18 protein-coding genes are annotated in these 17,951 nt (G+C 55.2%); 8 read left to right on the top strand and 10 right to left on the bottom strand.

Going from position 1 to position 17,951, the window contains the following annotated elements:
• Positions 1 to 25 precede the first annotated feature (25 nt).
• Genes K3T83_RS45600 through K3T83_RS45585 form a run of 4 tightly spaced genes read left to right on the top strand, consistent with a single transcriptional unit; the run spans position 26 to position 2,225 of the window.
• Complete coding sequence (locus tag K3T83_RS45600; RefSeq protein WP_220209788.1) at positions 26 to 652, top strand: 4Fe-4S dicluster domain-containing protein; 627 nt, start codon at positions 26 to 28, stop codon at positions 650 to 652.
• The gene (locus K3T83_RS45595; RefSeq protein ID WP_220209787.1) at positions 649 to 1,194 is read left to right on the top strand and encodes a QcrA and Rieske domain-containing protein; all 546 of its coding nucleotides are present in this window, start codon (positions 649 to 651) and stop codon (positions 1,192 to 1,194) included. The genes K3T83_RS45600 and K3T83_RS45595 overlap by 4 nt, the downstream gene beginning before the upstream one ends.
• Entirely contained in the window at positions 1,187 to 1,465 is a 279-nt protein-coding gene (locus tag K3T83_RS45590) for a hypothetical protein (RefSeq protein ID WP_220209786.1), read from the top strand. Before K3T83_RS45595 ends, K3T83_RS45590 begins: the two co-directional genes overlap by 8 nt.
• 43 nt (positions 1,466 to 1,508) lie before the next feature.
• Positions 1,509 to 2,225, top strand: coding sequence for an HPP family protein (locus K3T83_RS45585; protein ID WP_236065216.1), 717 nt, complete (start codon positions 1,509 to 1,511; stop codon positions 2,223 to 2,225).
• A gap of 132 nt (positions 2,226 to 2,357) precedes the next feature.
• Here the strand turns inward: K3T83_RS45585 and K3T83_RS45580 are convergent, their stop codons facing one another.
• Entirely contained in the window at positions 2,358 to 2,822 is a 465-nt protein-coding gene (locus K3T83_RS45580; protein ID WP_220209785.1) for an SRPBCC family protein, read from the bottom strand.
• 244 nt (positions 2,823 to 3,066) lie between these two features.
• On the opposite strand from K3T83_RS45580, the gene K3T83_RS57480 reads away from it, so the two are divergent.
• The 4 genes from K3T83_RS57480 (at position 3,067) to K3T83_RS45565 (ending at position 7,593) form a co-directional block, all read left to right on the top strand.
• Complete coding sequence (locus K3T83_RS57480; RefSeq protein ID WP_268963578.1) at positions 3,067 to 3,189, top strand: hypothetical protein; 123 nt, start codon at positions 3,067 to 3,069, stop codon at positions 3,187 to 3,189.
• Between the two features lie 495 nt (positions 3,190 to 3,684).
• Entirely contained in the window at positions 3,685 to 6,285 is a 2,601-nt protein-coding gene (locus K3T83_RS45575) for an ATP-binding protein (RefSeq protein ID WP_220209784.1), read from the top strand.
• 306 nt (positions 6,286 to 6,591) lie between these two features.
• Entirely contained in the window at positions 6,592 to 6,927 is a 336-nt protein-coding gene (locus K3T83_RS45570) for a hypothetical protein (RefSeq protein ID WP_220209783.1), read from the top strand.
• 375 nt (positions 6,928 to 7,302) lie between these two features.
• Positions 7,303 to 7,593 (top strand): YciI family protein, encoded by a 291-nt coding sequence (locus K3T83_RS45565; protein WP_236065215.1) that lies wholly within the window; start codon positions 7,303 to 7,305, stop codon positions 7,591 to 7,593.
• Positions 7,594 to 8,056: 463 nt separating this feature from the next.
• On the opposite strand, the gene K3T83_RS45560 is transcribed toward K3T83_RS45565, so the two are convergent.
• The 9 genes from K3T83_RS45560 to K3T83_RS45520 all read right to left on the bottom strand — a co-directional run bounded on the left by K3T83_RS45560 (position 8,057) and on the right by K3T83_RS45520 (position 17,823).
• Positions 8,057 to 9,055: a D-ribose ABC transporter substrate-binding protein gene (locus tag K3T83_RS45560; protein WP_220209782.1), complete on the bottom strand. Its 999-nt coding sequence runs from the start codon at positions 9,053 to 9,055 to the stop codon at positions 8,057 to 8,059.
• Positions 9,056 to 9,459: 404 nt separating this feature from the next.
• Complete coding sequence (locus K3T83_RS45555) at positions 9,460 to 10,566, bottom strand: ABC transporter permease (protein WP_220209781.1); 1,107 nt, start codon at positions 10,564 to 10,566, stop codon at positions 9,460 to 9,462.
• A complete protein-coding gene (locus tag K3T83_RS45550; RefSeq protein WP_220209780.1) occupies positions 10,559 to 12,145 on the bottom strand; it encodes a sugar ABC transporter ATP-binding protein in 1,587 nt (528 codons plus the stop codon). The genes K3T83_RS45555 and K3T83_RS45550 overlap by 8 nt, the downstream gene beginning before the upstream one ends.
• On the bottom strand, positions 12,145 to 12,870 hold the full coding sequence (locus K3T83_RS45545) for a DUF2291 family protein (RefSeq protein WP_220209779.1): 726 nt from the start codon (positions 12,868 to 12,870) through the stop codon (positions 12,145 to 12,147). Before K3T83_RS45545 ends, K3T83_RS45550 begins: the two co-directional genes overlap by 1 nt.
• A 167-nt stretch (positions 12,871 to 13,037) precedes the next feature.
• A complete protein-coding gene (locus K3T83_RS45540; protein WP_220209778.1) occupies positions 13,038 to 13,511 on the bottom strand; it encodes a hypothetical protein in 474 nt (157 codons plus the stop codon).
• A 40-nt stretch (positions 13,512 to 13,551) separates the two neighbouring features.
• The gene (locus K3T83_RS45535; protein ID WP_220209777.1) at positions 13,552 to 15,045 is read right to left on the bottom strand and encodes an FGGY family carbohydrate kinase; all 1,494 of its coding nucleotides are present in this window, start codon (positions 15,043 to 15,045) and stop codon (positions 13,552 to 13,554) included.
• Positions 15,046 to 15,050: 5 nt separating this feature from the next.
• On the bottom strand, positions 15,051 to 15,992 hold the full coding sequence (locus tag K3T83_RS45530) for a transketolase family protein (protein ID WP_220209776.1): 942 nt from the start codon (positions 15,990 to 15,992) through the stop codon (positions 15,051 to 15,053).
• On the bottom strand, positions 15,989 to 16,825 hold the full coding sequence (locus tag K3T83_RS45525; RefSeq protein WP_220209775.1) for a transketolase: 837 nt from the start codon (positions 16,823 to 16,825) through the stop codon (positions 15,989 to 15,991). Before K3T83_RS45525 ends, K3T83_RS45530 begins: the two co-directional genes overlap by 4 nt.
• Positions 16,825 to 17,823, bottom strand: coding sequence for a sugar phosphate isomerase/epimerase family protein (locus K3T83_RS45520; protein WP_220209774.1), 999 nt, complete (start codon positions 17,821 to 17,823; stop codon positions 16,825 to 16,827). The genes K3T83_RS45525 and K3T83_RS45520 overlap by 1 nt, the downstream gene beginning before the upstream one ends.
• Positions 17,824 to 17,951 lie beyond the last annotated feature (128 nt).

Below are 17,951 nucleotides of genomic sequence, written 5' to 3'. Positions count from 1 at the left end.
AAAGCATAAAGGAAGGAAAAGGGACGTGGCTGTCAAAACACTATTCGTTGATCCATCGCGTTGCATCGGCTGTCGAGCCTGTGAAGCGGCCTGTCGCGAATGTGATTCCCATAAAGGGGAGAGCATGGTGATGGTCGATTTTGTGGATCGGGAGATGAGCGTGGCAACGCAGCCAACTGTATGTATGCACTGTCAAGACCCGGTGGCCCCCTGCGCACAGGTCTGCCCCGTGATGGCGATTCTGATTACGCCAGAGGGCGTGGTGCAGATGGCGGAGCCGTCGCGCTGCATTGGCTGTCGCAACTGCGTCTATGCCTGCCCATTCGGAGTACCGAAATTCGATATCAAGGCCCGCTTGATGAAAAAGTGCAATCTCTGCTATGATCGCACCAGCCAGGATCTCAAGCCCTGGTGTGCCCAGGCCTGCCCGACACAGGCGCTCTGGTACGGCGACTATGAAGAGTTCATCAACCAGCGCGAAGGACACGCCGTCAATCTCACCGCCTTTGGCACGCAGACTGTGCAAACGCGTGTCTATCATGTCTTGCCACAGGAGACTCCAAAGTTGGACCTGATGGCGCTGCTGAACAAAGCCGGGGCAAAGGCTGGCGAAGAGGCGGACTTCACGAGAGAGGAGGCCTGGGTGCTATGACGACGACAGATAACCACGCGCACCGATTGGGCAGTTCCCTGGCACGCAGATATAAACGCCTCACGCGCTGGCAGGCCGAGTTTCCCTATCATTGGGACGCGGACGATCAGGTTTCGCGACGCGAACTGCTCCGCTTTGCGGTGATGGCCTCCGGCACGCTCTTTGCTGCCACCGCTGGCATTGCCATTCTTAGCTATATCAAACCGCTCAGAACTGTACAGCGACAGGCAATCATTCAAACGACCGGGGTGCCTGTGGGCCAGGCTCACTACTTCCAATTCCCCACTGCGGAAGATCCTGCCATCCTGCTGCATTTGACAGATGGCCGCTTTGTGGCCTATAGTGGGCGCTGTACGCACCTCTCCTGCGCCGTCTATTACGATCAGCCAAGCAACAAGCTGCTCTGTCCTTGTCACGAGGGCGTCTTTGATCCGCGCACGGGGTCGCCGATTGCGGGACCGCCGCAACGGTCACTACCACGCATCAATCTGCAAGCGGACGGAACGATGCTCTATGCAGTTGAGGAGGTGCCAGGTGAATAACGGATCACGCCCATTGAGCGAAACCACCAACCACGTCGAACAAGGGCCACCACCGGGCCGCGTGGCCGTGCTGTTGACGGCGCTCTCTATAGGAATTCTTTTAATGGGAATTCAGCTCTGGCTGCTGACGATTGCGCTCGATCTTTACCTTGCTGGTGGGAGCATCGATATCTGGATACTGGTGATCATATCGGGCCTCGTCTTTCTTGGCGGCGTCCTGATATGGCGAGTGCTGAGGAGGAATCCGCGCTCGATACGGCAATTGAGTTAAGGAGAGCGTGAGCGGCAAAGAAGCTATAAAGGAGAACAGGAAAGTGAATCCAGAAACGGATAAAGCTAAGAAGCCAACGACTGGCAGAGAGCAACCCGAAACAGTTGCAAGGAGGCTAACGGCGAATCCGATAGATCGCGAACACCCTCTGGGCGGGCAGATGTCCGATGTCGTGCATGGCCTGCTAACGCATGTACGTCTCAACTGGTTGTTGCAACATTATGCTCAAATTCCAGTTCTCGCGCTTTTTAGCTTTATTAATGGCTGCATCAGTATTGGCTTGATGTCGGTCCTGGCCGTGATTACCGGCTCGCCATTCATCTTTCCATCACTCGGCCCAACGGCGTTTCTCTTTTTCTATACGCCCACAGCGCCGGCTGCTTCTCCACGTAATACCATTATCGGGCACGCGGTCGGCGCGATTGCAGGCTACCTCAGCCTGATGATTACGGGACTGACAGCGGCGGGACCAGCAGTCAGCGAGGGAGTCACATGGCCACGTGTCATTGCGGCGGCGCTATCGCTGGGATTAACGGCTGGCGTGATGGTGCTGTTGAAGGCACCCCATCCGCCAGCCGGGGCCACGACCCTCATCGTCTCTCTCGGCATCTTCCACCAGCCCTGGCAACTCGTCCTACTTATGGCTGCGGTGGTGCTACTCACCATCCAGGCCATCGTCATCAATCGGCTGGCTGGTGTTCCGTATCCGCTCTGGAGCGCTGCCGCGCCAGACTCGGGCGAGGGGAGAAAAGAGCAATAATTGTTTATTCTGCACTACTTATTCCATATTAAATGGCATTTGCCGCACAACTTGCTCGAATCTCGGCTCCTGATTTCTCATCAAACAGCATTTGCCGCACAACTTGCTCGAATCTCGGCTCCTGATTTCTCATCAAACAGCATTTGCCGCACAACTTGCTCGAATCTCTAATATATCCTTGAGCGTCAGCAGGTTGTATTCTAGCTGGCGACGAACGGCGCAGGCAATCAGCGGGCGAGTCTGCTCCGCATAATCCTCTATCAGATCTACCACAGCATCCTGAGTCACGGTGGTTCCGCCACCAGCGACCGACTCCAGTTGAAACCAGAAGAGACAGGGAGCAATACCAGAAGTGCTTTTGATCGTTAGAGAGTAAGAGGGTTCATACTCAATCACCTCAAAGATCATATCGTGCCAGCTGCCCAAAAACCGGATCGTACTCTGCACAGTCGCACCTACCTGAGTCGTTGCTGGCACCTCGCCGACACTGATAACGCTCGACCAGTTTCTCAAGTTTTCCAGCTCACCCAAATATGCAAAGATCGTCTCAGCTGGGAGATTGATGAAGACACTCTGTTTGACTTGTATGGTAATCAACAGGTTCTACTCCTCTTACTGATGGTCGTCGGTTACTTGCAACAGGCAAGAACTAATCAGCCATCGCGAACGAAGGGCAGCGCATCACACTGTTGACCTTCACATGCCCAAAAATCTCTCGCAACAGGATATGCATGTTTTTCTCAACTGCACACTCCATATTTTTCTTCGTTCTCGGCTCCAAGGTGAATGCTCTACAATTGCATTCAGCATTGATATGGATCGAGCATTGCTGGAATCCTGTATGAGGGTTAGCAGAAAAGCGTATGTCTACGTCGTCTACCATCCCTTCATCAAAGAGGTCCAGGAGAACGCGGCTGACGAGTTCTTCTACGATCAACTCGGCATGCTCCACTTCATCGGATGAAACCTCAAAAAATCTGTCATCGCACTGCGCATAAACTTCAAGAAGACACATATCTCTTTTCTCTCTCTCTCTTGATTTACCGGTTTGATCTAAGTATACTGATGAAAGCATCTCATCACTACCAATTTTAGTTACTCAAAGTCTACTCAAAATCCACTCAAAGGAAGAGATATGCTCAGGGTAGGTCGTCATTGCATGATAATTGGTGCATCCGGGAAATGAGGGGAGGGGAAAGGGATATTTCCACCATCGTAGCGGCAAGGAGAGGTGGGGAGAGGATGAGGGGGCCTTGCGCTTGTCGCCGTTGGGTATTGGGGGCATATTGGGGACAAATAGCGGTCAAACGGCCTGGCGAGGGCGACAAGCGCAAGGCCCCCACCAGGACCCCCAACCACGCCTTGTCGCTACAAGAAACCCAACATCCTCACAATTTCCGCCGACACCAATTATCGCGCAACGATGACATGCTCTGAGATAGAAAACCGGAGTCTATGAATGAGCAATGGATTTAGAGCAAGCGTTAAAGAATATTTAAAGAGCAGCGGCTATTCACAGATACAGTTGGCTCATGAGCTTGGCCTCAATGCGAAGGTACTCAGCCGTAAGCTCGGCAGCGATGGCAAAGCACTGATCACTCACCGTGAGATACGCGTCATCATCACCACACTGGCTCGCTGGCACGCCATTACCACCAGAGAGGAGGCGCACCACTTGCTCGAAGAGGCCGAGGTGGGAGCGTCCCTCTTTAGTCAGCAGGAATGGGACACACCCCCACTCAGCACACTGACGACGACCCTTGCCAACAAGCCAGAAGCGGTCCCGCCATCCGATCTCGCCAACCAGCCGCTCCAGACGCGCCGCCATAACTTACCAACCCTCACGACGCGACTGATCGGACGTGGCTGGACGGCGCATCGGTTGCAACAATTGATCGGGCGCGATGATATCCGTCTCATTACATTAATTGGCACTGGTGGCAGTGGCAAAACACGGCTCGCTTTGTCAGTGGCGCGTGAGCAGATCAGTGCATTTGAGCAGGGAGTGTGGTTTGTGCCGCTGGCTGGTGTGAATAATCCCGCACTGGTGCCGGTTAGCATCCTACAAGCGCTCGATATTCCCTCTCCACCCGGCTTCGCGCCATCGCGAAGCCTGATAACTTATTTAGAGCAAAAACAACTTTTATTAATATTAGATAATTTTGAGCAAGTGGGAGGGGCGACGGAGGTTATAGAGGAAATTCTGGCAGCAGCGCCGGGCGTCAAGATACTGATTACGAGCCGGGTAGCACTGCGGATGTATGAAGAGCATGCATTCAGCGTTCCCCCGCTCGATGTGCCCGATCCTGCCGTCTCGCTGGTGCCGAACGAATTGCTCCACTATGGGGCCGTGCAGCTCTTTGTTGAGCGCGCACAGGCGGTGAAACCCGACTTTGCACTGACTGAGGCAAATGCAGCAACCATCACTCGCATCTGTGCGCGGGTCGATGGCTTGCCGTTAGCCCTCGAACTGGCGGCGGCTCGCATCAGAATACTCCCCCCATCATCGCTGTTAGGGCGACTTGAACAGGCGCGACTCACCATTCTTACTGGGGGAGCTAAAAATCTGCCCGGCAGACATCATACGCTGCGTAACGCGATCACCTGGAGCTACGATCTGCTCTCCCCACTTGAGCAGCGCTGGTTCTGTCGCCTGGGCATCTTCATCGGCAGCTGGTCACTTGAGGCAGCTGAGGCTCTCATGCAAGAGATGGTAGGAGAGGATCAAGAAGTCGTCTCGGCTGTAGACATGCTGGAACAGTTGGCAGACAACAGCTTGATCGTGCAGATTCCTTACGATTATGGATTGGCACGATTTACGATGCTAGAGACGCTGCGTGAATACGCTCTGGAACAGCTTGACAAGCACGACAACGTCACGTGTTTGCGCAACTGGCACGCCTGCTATTATTTGCGCAAGGCAGAGACAGGCGAACAGGCGTTGCGCGGGCCACAACAGCTCGTCTGGCTGGCCCGACTCTCGGCAGATCGTGATAATTTCCGTGCAGCGCTAGAGTGGTCGCTACAAAGGGCGAAAGATGGTCTCAAGATCAACACGCTTCCCAGACCAGATCGCCCCCAAGATCAGCAGAGCGTTGCCGGAAGCCGCATTCTCTCCTCCAAAGGACGCGCACGCACCGACTTGCAGGCTCACGAATTCCATCTACGCCTCGCAGCGGCCTTGCGGCCCTATTGGGAATGGCAGGGCTATCTGACGGAGGCGCGGCACTGGCTGGCAAGCGCGCTGGCGCTCCCGGTTGCAGACGACGCAGGAGAGACTTTGTTGGCGGCCCGAGCCAAAGCGTTGAGCGAAGCCGCTCGCCTGTCGTCCCTGGAAAATAATCAGGAACGAGCGAAAGAACTGGTTGAGGAGAGCATCGTGCTCTGGCAGCGGCTCGACGATCCCGAAGGACTCGCAGGAGCGTTGTTACATCGCGCCTGGGTTGCCCTCGCCACGAGCGACTACGAAACAGGCCGCGCCGCCTGTCAGGAAGGTCTGGATCAACTCGCCCACACCGATGCTCCCTGGTTACGTGCTCAGTTGCTTTTCTATCTGGGCGCAGCCGCAGGCTTCATGGGCGAATTCAGACGGATGGAAGCGCTCTATGGGCAAAGTCTGGAGCTTTTTGAGCAACTGGGCGATATCAGCGCAACCGCCGATGTCCTGAAGGATCATGGCGCAATGCTTATCCTGGAGAGTCGCTTTGCTGACTCCATCCGTCTTCTGAGTAAGAGCCTGGAACTGTGCTATCGCATCCAGCAAAAACAATATCTGACGACGGGGCTATGCTGGCTCAGTATCGCGGCGGGATTGCATGGGAAGCCAGATGAGACGCAAGCCACCCTCTACTCAGCGCAAATCAAAGGTGCGGTCGAGGTCTTGATGGGCAGCATCGGCCTGAACTCCTGGGCAGAAACCCATCCGTTTATTCAAGCAGTCGAGCAATACATCCGCTCCCGCATTGACGAGGAAAGCTGGGAGGCTGCCCGCAACGTTGGGCGCTCGCTCACTATCGAACAAATCATGGATCTGGTGCGTACGATCGGTGAGGGGTTGTAAATAATTGATGCATCATGCAACCTTGGGGACGATTCGTGTATGGCAGGGGCAGATTCTTCGTCAATTGTTGTGATTCAATGTGCTAGAAGCCGTCACTCGGAATAGAAGAGCGCCAGATTTTGTTTTCCTCAGTGAGATGGCTTTTTTAAGCTGGCCCAAACTTCGTAGTCGCGCGATTTATCGCGCATTGCTCCCAGAGCAGAAGATTTCGGGAATGCACGATAAATCGCGCGACTACGAAGTTTGTTACATGATAGTAGGGAATAGAGTAGTGTGCACGCCTTAGTCCAGTAAAGGAAGATACTTATGACACAGGAACGACCAGTTCACACAACGGGAAGATGGAACTTTCACCTGCATATGGAGCAGCCACTCCAATTGCGGATCTCCTCAGAGCAAGACACCGAGATGCAGTTAACGATAGAGGGTCACGACATTAGCATGCTGCTGGACTATCTCTATGAGCAGCGAGACTCCATCTACGAGGCCACTCATGATCGCGATATGCGCCAGCGTGAAGCAACTGAACATGCATCATCGATCCTGCGACGAGGTACGCAGCGTGTGAAGCCAACCCGCTATTTGTATGACGGAGAAGTGCGTATTCTGGCAGACCAGGAACCGCTAGCGAGTGAGCAGTGACCAGACAGAACTTATATATACAAGCAATACATGCCTGAAAGACTGTTTCTTTCAGGCATTTTGCCGGCACCTGTCTGCATTGCACGATAGTCCTTAATGGTCTCAAGAACGGAAGGAATAGCAATATACGTTTATTTCCCTTGACATGCCCGTACAGAACGGGTATACTCAAAATAGTTAGAGTTCTAACTATCAGGGATGTTATTCAATAACGAAATTTGGTAGTGCTCTTTTTTTTTGAGAAGATGATTAGGTTTCTAATAATACGATTTCAACCTTTTTTGAGCTAGAGAGATGTCACAAATACAAGTACTTTCCTGTCATATATATAGGCCTCTAAGAGAGAAACATATATAAAGAAAAAGGAAGGTTGTGATGATCTTTGCCGTCGTCTATACTCCCGCCCCGGCCTGGATACAGGGGAAGCCAGTTGTTGAGCAGCCTTTTTTCAAGGAACATGCTCGCTATATGCGACGCTTCTTTGCTGATGGACGGCTCCTTATGGGAGGGTTTTTTCTCGATAATCAGGGCGGTCTGGGCATTCTGGAAGCCGCTGACGAGGCTGAGGCACGCGAGATAGTTGAACAAGATCCGGCTGTGCAAAACAAGGTTTTTCAACCCGATCTGCATCCCTGGTATCCAGCGTTCAATCAATACGCTCAATAGCGCAAACGCTGGCTTTTCCCACACATTATGAGAGGTGAAGAGTACTTGCTTCCCCATTGGAGGCGAGTACTCTCTTTTCAGAGCCAGAGTTGCTCACATTGCGAATCATTTACCATTTGCTGCTAAGGAAAGCATTATGATTTCACAACAATCACATATAACGCTTCAACCAGACGATTGTTTCACTGATTTAACGGAGTCTTCGGGCTACGATACACAATACGACGTGCAGAACGCCTGCCCCGATTGCAACGAGGAGGAGATAAACGCTGCTCTGGCTCGGGGAAAGTTGAATGCGGACCAGGCGTTCTGGCTGCACGAGCACCATATCAACTGGCGTATCACTGTTGATGAGTCTGCGCTCGCAGGAGGGTTACAGGGAGGCGAGGATAGGCAAGGGGCGGAATTACAGAGCAAGGGTACAGAACATGGAATATCCTGTACCCCTGAATTGCTAGCAGGTTTATTTCGGGCCGAACACCCCAAACTGATCAGCGTTTTTCGCGTTTACCAGTTCGCAGTTGACCAACTGGCGCTCCGGCTGGCCCGTAGAGCCGGATTTGATAAACTTGTCAGCCTGATCGACCGCCGTCTTAGCTATCTGCGCGGCAGGCTGCAAGACAGTGGCCTTGATGCCGTTCTTCTTGATCGAATCGATCACATACGGGCTGCCGTCGAATCCGACGACGTTGACATTTGTTTTATGCGCATCCTGTAGTGCGGCCCAGGCACCCAGCGCCATCGTATCATTGCCTGAAATGATACCCTGGATGTCGGGATGCGCCTGCAAAATGGTTTGCGTCACCTGGAACGCCTTTGTCTGATCCCAGTTGGCGCTCTGTTGCGCAACCATGTGCATGTTCGGATACTGATCGATAATGCTATGGAAGCCCTTTGAACGCACCGCAGCGTTGGTATCGGACGCCAGACCGAGCAGTTCGGCATAGTTGCCCTTCTCACCCATCAGCTTCACAAACTCCTGCCCGCCAAGCTGTGCTCCCTGCGAGTTGTTAGAGACGATCTGGGCGGCGGCTACTCCATTCGCGTTGATTTCACGGTCGATCAAGAACGATGGAATGCCCGCGCTCTTCGCCTTCTGCACGGCTGCAACCGACGCGTCAGCCCCGGCATTGTCAAGGATAATCGCGGCGGCATGACGTGCGATGGCGGTATCAATCTCCTGGTTCTGCTTGTTCACATCATCGTCGTGTGACAGCACAAGCGTATCGTAGCCAAGCGATTTCGCCTGCGCATCGGCGGCGTCGGCCTCAGCTTTAAAGAAGACGTTATCATGTGATGGGGTGATAATGACGATAAGCTTCTTCCCGCCGCTATTGCTGGCAGTCGTGGGCGTGCTACCCGCTGAGCCGGTCGACGATGATGTGCTACCTCCACAGGCGGCTAACAGCATCGTCAGGACGAGAAGAATCCCGCAGCTTGCAAATAATTGTCGTACCTTCATAGGTTGTTTACTCCTGATTTTCTCCATCGAAATTTTTCATAATTTCCGCGTTAATAAACACGTATTCCTATTGACCACGCGCGACAACCGCCAGGGATTGTCGCTGCACCTCCTATTGACCTGTCAAATACTCTTCCGTATCTATCGTTTGTTCTGGCTTGTGTGCCTCCTTTCCCTTTTCAGGTTTGAATGATCTCATCACCCGTAGCGACAAGTGGTGGCAGGGGGTCTTGGTGGGGGCCTTGCGCTTGTCGCCCTCTCCAGGCCGATTCATCTCTCTTTGCTCCAACAAGACCCCAAAACCCAACGGCGACAAGCGCAAGGCCCCGCCTCATCCACCACCCCTCCCCTTGTCGCTACGTGTATACCCTACATATCCTTCTCCCTTGAAATGACCCTATCCATTACGCTTTCGCCTGGGCTGCTCGTCGCTGTATGCGTACCTGCACCTGATCGATGACGACGGCGAGAATGATCACGATGCCTTTGACGACCATTTGCCAGAACTCGGAGACGCCGATCAGCACCATGCCGTCGCCCAGAACGCTGATAACGAAGGCTCCAATAATACTTCCACCGATTGAGCCACGACCACCAAAGAGCGAGGTTCCACCCAGCACGACCGCCGCAATAGCCGTCAATTCATAGGTATTGCCTGCATTCGGTTGCGCGGCCTGCAATTGTGATGCGATGATTAACCCGGCCAGCGCCGCACAGAAGCCGGAGATGGCATAGACGATCAGCTTGATACGATTGACGCGGATACCGGCAAGCTCCGCCGCCCTCTGGTTGCCTCCAACGGCGTAGACGCGCCTGCCAAACGGCGTTCTCGTGGCGACAAAGGCAGCAAAGATGCCGGTTACAGCCATCAACCAGATCGGGGTCGGTATGCCCAATATCTGTCCCGAACCCAGGAAGGGGAAGCCAGTATTTTCCAGGGCCGGATCACCCGCGAGGTTGGGGTAGGTCGCGCCGTTTGAGATCAGCAAAGCAAAGCCACGCGCGATGTAGAGCATGCCCAGCGTGGCGATGAAGGGAACCACGTTGAAGCGCGTAATCACCCAGCCGCTCAACAAGCCAATCAGTATACCCACGATCAACGTCCCGATCACAATCACCCAGACGTTGAAGTAGACGATGACGCCGAACATCGGCAGCGCCAACCCCTGATAGATCAGGTAGCCCGCGAGCATGCCCGCAAGCCCTACGATAGAGCCGACCGAGAGGTCAATGCCGCCCGTCAAGATAGTGAACGCCATGCCAATCGCCAGAATAGCGTAAATTGAGGCGTGGTTGATCGAGATCACGATATTACCCGGCGTCAGGAAGTTTGGCGAGAGAAACGCGAAAATGATCACGATCAAAAAGAGCGCGATAAACGCTCGTAGCTGCAACAGAAGCGTGCCCACGCCCTTTCTTTGTAGCAGAGATGCGGTTGGTTTCTTTTCTCCTGGCTGACCCGTTGGCTTCTCTTTCAGCTCCGCACCGGTCGTTGGTGACACCTTACTCATTGTTCGCTTCTCCTCTATGCTGCGTCGGCGGCTCGTATCCCACAACTGACGCCGCTACCAAAGCCTGCTCCGTCGCCTCCTCGTGTGTGAACTCCCCGGTGATGCGTCCCTTCGCCAGCACCAGGATACGATCAGGCACCGCCAGTATCTCTCGTAGCTCCGATGACACAAAAATGATCCCCAGACCCTCGGCGGCAAGCTGGCTCATCAGCTTGAACATATCGGCTTTGGCCCCGATATCGATCCCGCGCGTCGGCTCGTCCATCAGTAACACTTTAGGGGCCGTCAACAGATTTCTGGCAACCACAACCTTTTGCTGATTGCCGCCGCTGAGCGCCGTAATCAACACCTGCGAGCCAGCGGTTTTGATCGCCAGCTTCTCGATCAACTGGTTCACCGCCGCCTTCTCTCTGCGTGCCGACAGATAGAAGCCGCGCATGTATTTCTGCAAGCTGGCGAGCACAATGTTGTGTGCGACGGTGAGCGGCTGGACCAGCCCCTCGCGCTGTCGATCTTCCGGCACCAGCGCCAATCCCTGCTGAATCCGCTCCATCACTGTGCGCGCCTTGACCGGCTTGCCCTCTATCAAGATCGTGCCGCTCGCCTCGGGGTGTAGCGCCATCAGGCATTCCAGCAGTTCCGTGCGCCCCGCCCCCATCAATCCGTACAGGCCCAGGATCTCGCCGCTGCGCAAAGAGAAAGAGACATCGTTGAGAACGAAGCCTCCACCGCCCGGACGCGGCATGGTCACATGCTCAACCCGCAGCAGCTCTTTACTTTGCTCGCGTTGTGTATGCACATAGGTTTTGCTGACATCGCGCCCGATCATGCGTTCGACGATCCAGTTAGTATCGATGCTTTTCATAGGCGCTTCAGCGATAAAGCGACTATCGCGCAGAACAGTGATATAGTCGCCGATGTGCTGTAGCTCATCCATCTTGTGGGAGATATAGACGATGGCGACGCCCTGCGCCTTGAGATCGTTGATGATGCCAAACAGCACCTCCACCTCGGCATTCGTCAGGGCCGAAGTCGGCTCGTCCATAATCAAGATGCGCACATCCTGAGCGAGCGTACGGGCGATTTCGATGATCTGCTGCTGTCCCACGCGCAGATCACCAAGCAGCGTGCGCGGATCAATGGGCTGCTCCAGCCGCTCCATCAGCGCCTGCGTCTGCTCAAACTGCGTCTTGCTATCGATGACGACGCCATATTTCGTGCGCTCGTGGCTGGCGAAGATGTTCTCGGCAACGCTGAGATTGGGGAACAGGCTGAGTTCCTGATAGATGATGCCGATATGGTGGCTGGCAGCTTCGCGCGGCGACTTGAACGAGACGGGCTGGCCTTCCAGCAATAGTTGCCCACTGGTTGCCTGCTCAGCTCCGGCGAGGATCTTCATCAGGGTGGATTTCCCGGCCCCGTTCTCGCCAACCATCACATTGACCTTGCCCCGGTAGACGTTGAAGTCCACCTTGTTGAGCGCGACCGTTGCGTCGTAGATCTTGGTGATCTGTTCCGCTCGCAGAATAACTTCATCAGCTCTGGCCAGTGTGTTCTCTGAATCTATCGCTGTCTGCATTATGCACCTGCCCCTTCAGGGACGACCTTTACGGGCGCGATCATGATCTGTTCCAGCGTGGCATAGGTGAACGCGCCATAAAATGTGATCGTCTTGCCCTGCAATTTGGCCGCGTCGAGACTCTTGAGATCCGCCGCTGCATGGGCATTGAGGGCGTCAGCAACCTGCGCATACTGCACCTGATTCGTGAATTGGTTATAATTGATAAAACCAACGCTATCGCGAATGGCAGTGCCAAGCATCACAGGTCCAACCTGGACAAGAATGGTCGGTTGCTTTTTGAGTCCCTCGGATGCTGGCAACTCGATGCTCAACGTGCCGTTGCGCGAACTGGTATTGGTGGCGATGACCTTCCCGGTTCCCTTGACCATGAAATTGTAGAGGCCATCCGACGATTGCACTGCGTACTGCTTTTGTGCAGCATTGCTATCTTGCTCTAACGCTTTAAGCACAGTGCCGATGTCAACAGATTTATCGACAATTGTTGGTACGACTTTGCTCGACCAGTTTTTATCAGCATAGCTGTTAGGATCAAAGTTCTGATCGAACTGATCCGACTGACCACCGCCACCACTGGCGGCAACTGGCTGAATGGGCCTGGTGGTATACAGGCTACAGGCCGCGACGACCTGTACAAGCAGCAGCATCGTGAGCAGTACGACTCCCTGGTGCCATCGCACACCTGTTGCTGCTTTGCTCCTTATCTTCTCACTTTGCTTGAACATATCATCGATCCTTATTTCTCTGTTGTCTGGAGCCATCTCCTCAAGCGAGGGCGACAAGCGCAAGGCCCCCACCAAGAACCCCCTGCCACCCCTTGTCGCTACGGGAAACCCAACATTCTCTACACCCAAACCCTTGTCGCCCTCCACCCCTCAATCATCCTTGGTCGTTACGAATGGATGACCCAACATCCTCCGCAGGCCAACCATTTTCTCCCATCCGTACGCGTGGCCCCACATTTGCCGTAACAAACGATTCCCTCCCCACCACCCGTAGCGGCAAGGGGCGGTGGGGCGTTCTTGGCGGGGCCTTGCGCTTGTCGCCCTCCGCTGTCACCCCTCGGCGTTACGGGTGATCCAACATCCTCATCCACCCGAAAACCATCTCCCCACCCGTAGCGACAAGGGGCGGTTGGGGAATCTTGGCGGGGGCCTTGTGCTCGTCGTCCTCCCCAGGCCGCTTCATCTCTGGTCGCTACGTATAAACCCAACAATCTCCACAGGCCAACCATTTTCCCCATCCGTACGCGTGGCCCCACATTTGCCGTAACAAACGATTCCCTCCCCACCACCCGTAGCGGCAAGGGGCGGTGGGGCGTTCCTGGCGGGGGCCTTGCGCTTGTCGCCCTCCACCCCTCTGTCATCCCTCGTCGCTACGGATAGACCCAACATCCTCTGCAACCCTTACGAGCCGGGAAGAATCGCCTGCTCGATCGCTCTGCGCCACCCCGCATATTTTGTTTCACGTTCAGATGCGCTCATCTGGGGCACGAAACGGTCAGATTGACGCATCAACCCTTCGATCTCCGCTTCCGAGGCCCAGATTCCGACCGCCAGACCCGCGAGATAGGCCGCTCCCAGCGCGGAGACATCAGCGGCACTATTACGCTGAACGGGCAAACCCAGGATATCAGCCTGCAATTGCATCAGATCATGGTTCTGACTGGCCCCGCCGTCTGCCAGCAGCACATTTAAAGGAGTAGAAACCTCCTTCTGCATGGCGTCGAAAACATCGCGCACCTGATATGTGATAGCTTCAAGTGTGGCACGTGCCAGGTGAGCAGCAGTTGTACCCTGCGTGAAGCCAGTCATCAGGCCACGCGCCGACTCGACCCAGTAGGGCGCTCCCAGCCCGACGAAGGCCGGGACAAAATACAACCCATGCGTATCTGCAACGCTGTTCGCCAGTCTCGCCACATCACGCGCTGGATCGGACAATCCCAGGAAGTCGCCCAGCCATTGCACAGCGGCCCCCGTCACCGAAATATTGCCCTCAAGCGCGTATGTAACCTGTTCGCCCAACCCCCAGGCAATCGTGGTGGCGAGGCCATGACGCGAGATGACCGCCTCCAGGGTGGGCGTCATCAGCGAGGAACCGGTGCCATAGGTCGCTTTGATGACTCCGGGCTGAAAACCTGCCTGTCCAAAAAGCGCTGCATGCGAGTCGCCAATCATGCTGGCAACAGGCACGCCAGCAGGCAACGAGCCGATCTGAACGGTCGTGCCATGTATCGCACTCGACGGCTTCACGACCGGCAGGGCCGCCAGCGGGATACCAAATAACGCCAGCATCTCCTCGTCCCAGCGCAGGTTCTTGATATTGAAGAGCTGCGTGCGAGACGCGTTGGAGAGATCGCAGCCGTGAACCTGGCCTCCAGTGAGGTTCCAGAGCAACCAGCTATCGACCGTGCCAACACAGAGTTCGCCCTGTTCAGCTCGCCGTTGCCCATCCTCAACGTGATCAAGCAACCAGCGGGCCTTTGTCGCCGAGAAAAGCGGATCGATCATCAGCCCGGTGCGCTCGCGGATCAGTTCCTCGTACCCACCCGCTTTTAGCGCCTCGCAAGCTGCCGCCGTTCTGCGGCATTGCCAGCCGATGCAGGGACCGAGCGGTTGACCGCTTGCCCGATCCCAGAGCAACGCCGCCTCACGCTGATTGGTGATCGCAACCGCTGCCAGTTCGCACGTGCCAGCGGTCGATAGACAGGTCTCGATGACGCTCTGAACGCTGTGCCACAACTCCATCGCATCCTGCTCGACCCAGGCGGGAGCGGGATAAGATCGCCCTACTGGATGTGACGCACTGGCAACAATGGCCCCCGTCTCATCAATGAGCAAGGCTTTCGTATTCGTTGTTCCCTGGTCAATCGCCAGTATGTGACCGATCTTTTTCGCCATCTTTTCTAGACCTTCACTTCCGCCAGTTCCAGAGCTGCTTCATATATGCCCTGTGCCGTCAGATGAAAGTACTGTAACAGCCACGACGCGGAGCCGGTGGGGGCAAAGACGCCCGGCACGCCCAGGATGCGCATCGGCACGGGCTTATTGGTCACGACCACCTCCGCCACAGCGCTACCCAGGCCGCCGAAGATCGTATGCTCCTCAGCCGTAACGATGCCGCCCGTCTCGCTTGCAGCCGCCAGGACCGCCTCTTTATCTAGAGGACGAGCTGTAGACATGTTGAGTACACGAGCCTGGATGCCACGCGCCGCTAACAACTCGGCAGCTTCCAATGCTTGCGCCACTAATACACCATTGGCGATCAGAGTGATATCATTTCCGTCGCGCAAGCGGGCCGCCTTGCCGATCTCGAAGCGGTAGTTATCATCATGCACAACAGGCACAGGTAGGCGGCTGATACGCAAAAACATTGGCCCGATGGTGGAGGCGGCAACCTCGACGGCCTGCCGCGTTTCAACCGGATCAGCCGGGACGATCACCGTCATATTAGCAATCGCGCGCAGCCAGGCCATATCTTCGATTGAGTGGTGCGTCGGCCCCAACTCGCCATACGCCATGCCGCTGCTCATACCGCAGAGCTTGACGTTGGTGTTGGAGTAAGCGACATCGGCCTTGATCTGCTCAAGTGCCCTGCCAGTTAAAAACGGGGCCGCGCCGCTCACAAACGGGATCAGGCCACCATTCGCCAGACCAGCGCCGACGCCGATCATGTTCTGTTCGGCGATGCCAACGTTGATGAGACGATTGGGAAACTCCTTGCCAAATTGCGTCAGCTTGCTTGAGCCAACCGAATCGTTGACGACGGCCACAATGCGCTTATCCTGCGCTGCCAGTTCGCGCAACGTATCCTCAAAGGAGTCGCGACAATCATAGAGTTCGCTCATAGCGCCACCTCTTCCAGTTCTTTCAGCGCGGCGGCAAACTCTTCAGAGTTCGGTACTTTGTGATGCCAGGCTGCTTTATCCTGCATGAAAGAGACACCCTTCCCTTTATGCGTGTTGGCAATGATACAGGTTGGCTTGCCCGACTCGAACGGTACACGCGAAAAGACATCGAGCAATTGCGCGTGATCGTGCCCATCGACCTCCTGCACAGACCAGCCAAAGGCGCGCCACTTGTCGGCAAGCGGATCAAGATGCATGGTACGCTCAGTCAAGTCGCCCTGTTGCAGGCGATTGCGGTCCACAATCACGACCAGATTGTCGAGTTGGAAGTGGGCCGCCGACATCGCCGCCTCCCAATTACTGCCCTCCTGTAGTTCGCCGTCGCCAGTGAGAACAAAGACGCGCCACATGGCCTCAGTTAACCTGGAGGCCAGCGCTGATCCCACCGCCACAGGCAGGCCGTGACCCAGCGGACCTGTGTTGGTCTCGACGCCCGGAACTTTGTTGCGGTCAGGATGCCCGTTCAAGCGTGAGAGAGGCTGAACAAATGTATCCAGTTCTTCCAGTGGGAAAAAGCCAGCATGAGCCAGCGTGGTATAGAGCGCGCCCGCGCAATGTCCCTTGCTCAAGATAAAGCGGTCGCGGTCGGGCAAGTTGGGTGTGCGCGGGTCCACATGCAATACGGCGAAGTAGAGCGCCACCAGGATATCGGTAGCGGAGAGATCGCCACCGATATGTCCCAGTTTGGCGTTATAGATCATTTGAAGGTCTCTGCGGCGCACCGCATTTGCCAGTTTCGCCAGTTTGTCAACCTGTTGTCTGTCCAGATCCATTAACGCTCGTCCTTTGCAATGCCAGCACCTAGCAATGTAGTCAGCACAATCTGTTGCGCCGCAAGCGCATCCTGGCGATCCTGCGCGGCGGTGAGGGCGTTCAAATCGAGTCGATCAAGCACGCCTTCGAGGGCGCGAATTGTACTGATGCTGGCCCTGGCCGCCTGCACCGCATCCTCACGGAACGGGAACTGATCGAGCAGCAGCGGACCCTGCCAGTTGATCTGGCGCAACGCCTGAAGAAATTCGAGCGTCTCGATCAAGTGAACGGAACCGACCGCCATATCGTCATCCCACTCGCGCCAGTTGTCGTTTAGCTCAACGCTCACCAGTTTGCCACGACGGGCGACCATTTGCAGTGCCTCGGCGGGCGTCTCTTTCGCAAAGAAGGAGTGGCCCAGATCGAAGACGATACCCACATTGTCCACACCCATATCCTCAATTGCCAGCAACGTGCGCGCCGCTGAACCGAAGAACATATGGACGCGCGGCTCCTTCGCTTTATATTCTATGGCAAACTGCATCTCTGGTGCAGACTCAGCCACAGTGCGCACGCCTTCCACTGAATGCTCCCAAAGACGCCTGTAATCGGCCTGGAACGGGTAATCGAAGCCATCCTGTCCGGGCCAGAACTTGACATATTTCGCGTCAAGTTGTTGCGCGATCTCGATGGCCTTTTTGCCAAGATCGGTCGCCTTCCGCCTCACGTTAGGATCGGGATTGGTGAAGCTGCCTAGCTGATATTCACGCATATAGAGATGCGGGGTAATCGCCTGGGCGCGTAATCCGGTTCGTTTCAGCGTTTCACGCACCTGCTCGACCGTCACATCATCGCCTGCGAATGGATAGTTGATATCCAGCACCTTGATATCGCCAACCTCAGCAGCGCGTTCAATCGCCTCCAGCGTACTCACCGCAGGCCCGTAGGCGTCGGTGGCGTAGCGATCAATGAACTGCTGAAACATCCAGATCCCAGCCCCAAATTCGTAGTTAACCATCTTCTCCTCCTGAATAAATATTCACTTCAAAATATCTATTCGCCTAGTGCTATTGTACAAGCACTCTCACAAGATTGTCAATACTCGTTCAAAAAATTGTTAGCTTCCTGTGGTTGTTACGAGCGATA

Source organism: Reticulibacter mediterranei, assembly GCF_016587455.1.
This window is presented reverse-complemented; position numbering and strand designations above follow the sequence as displayed.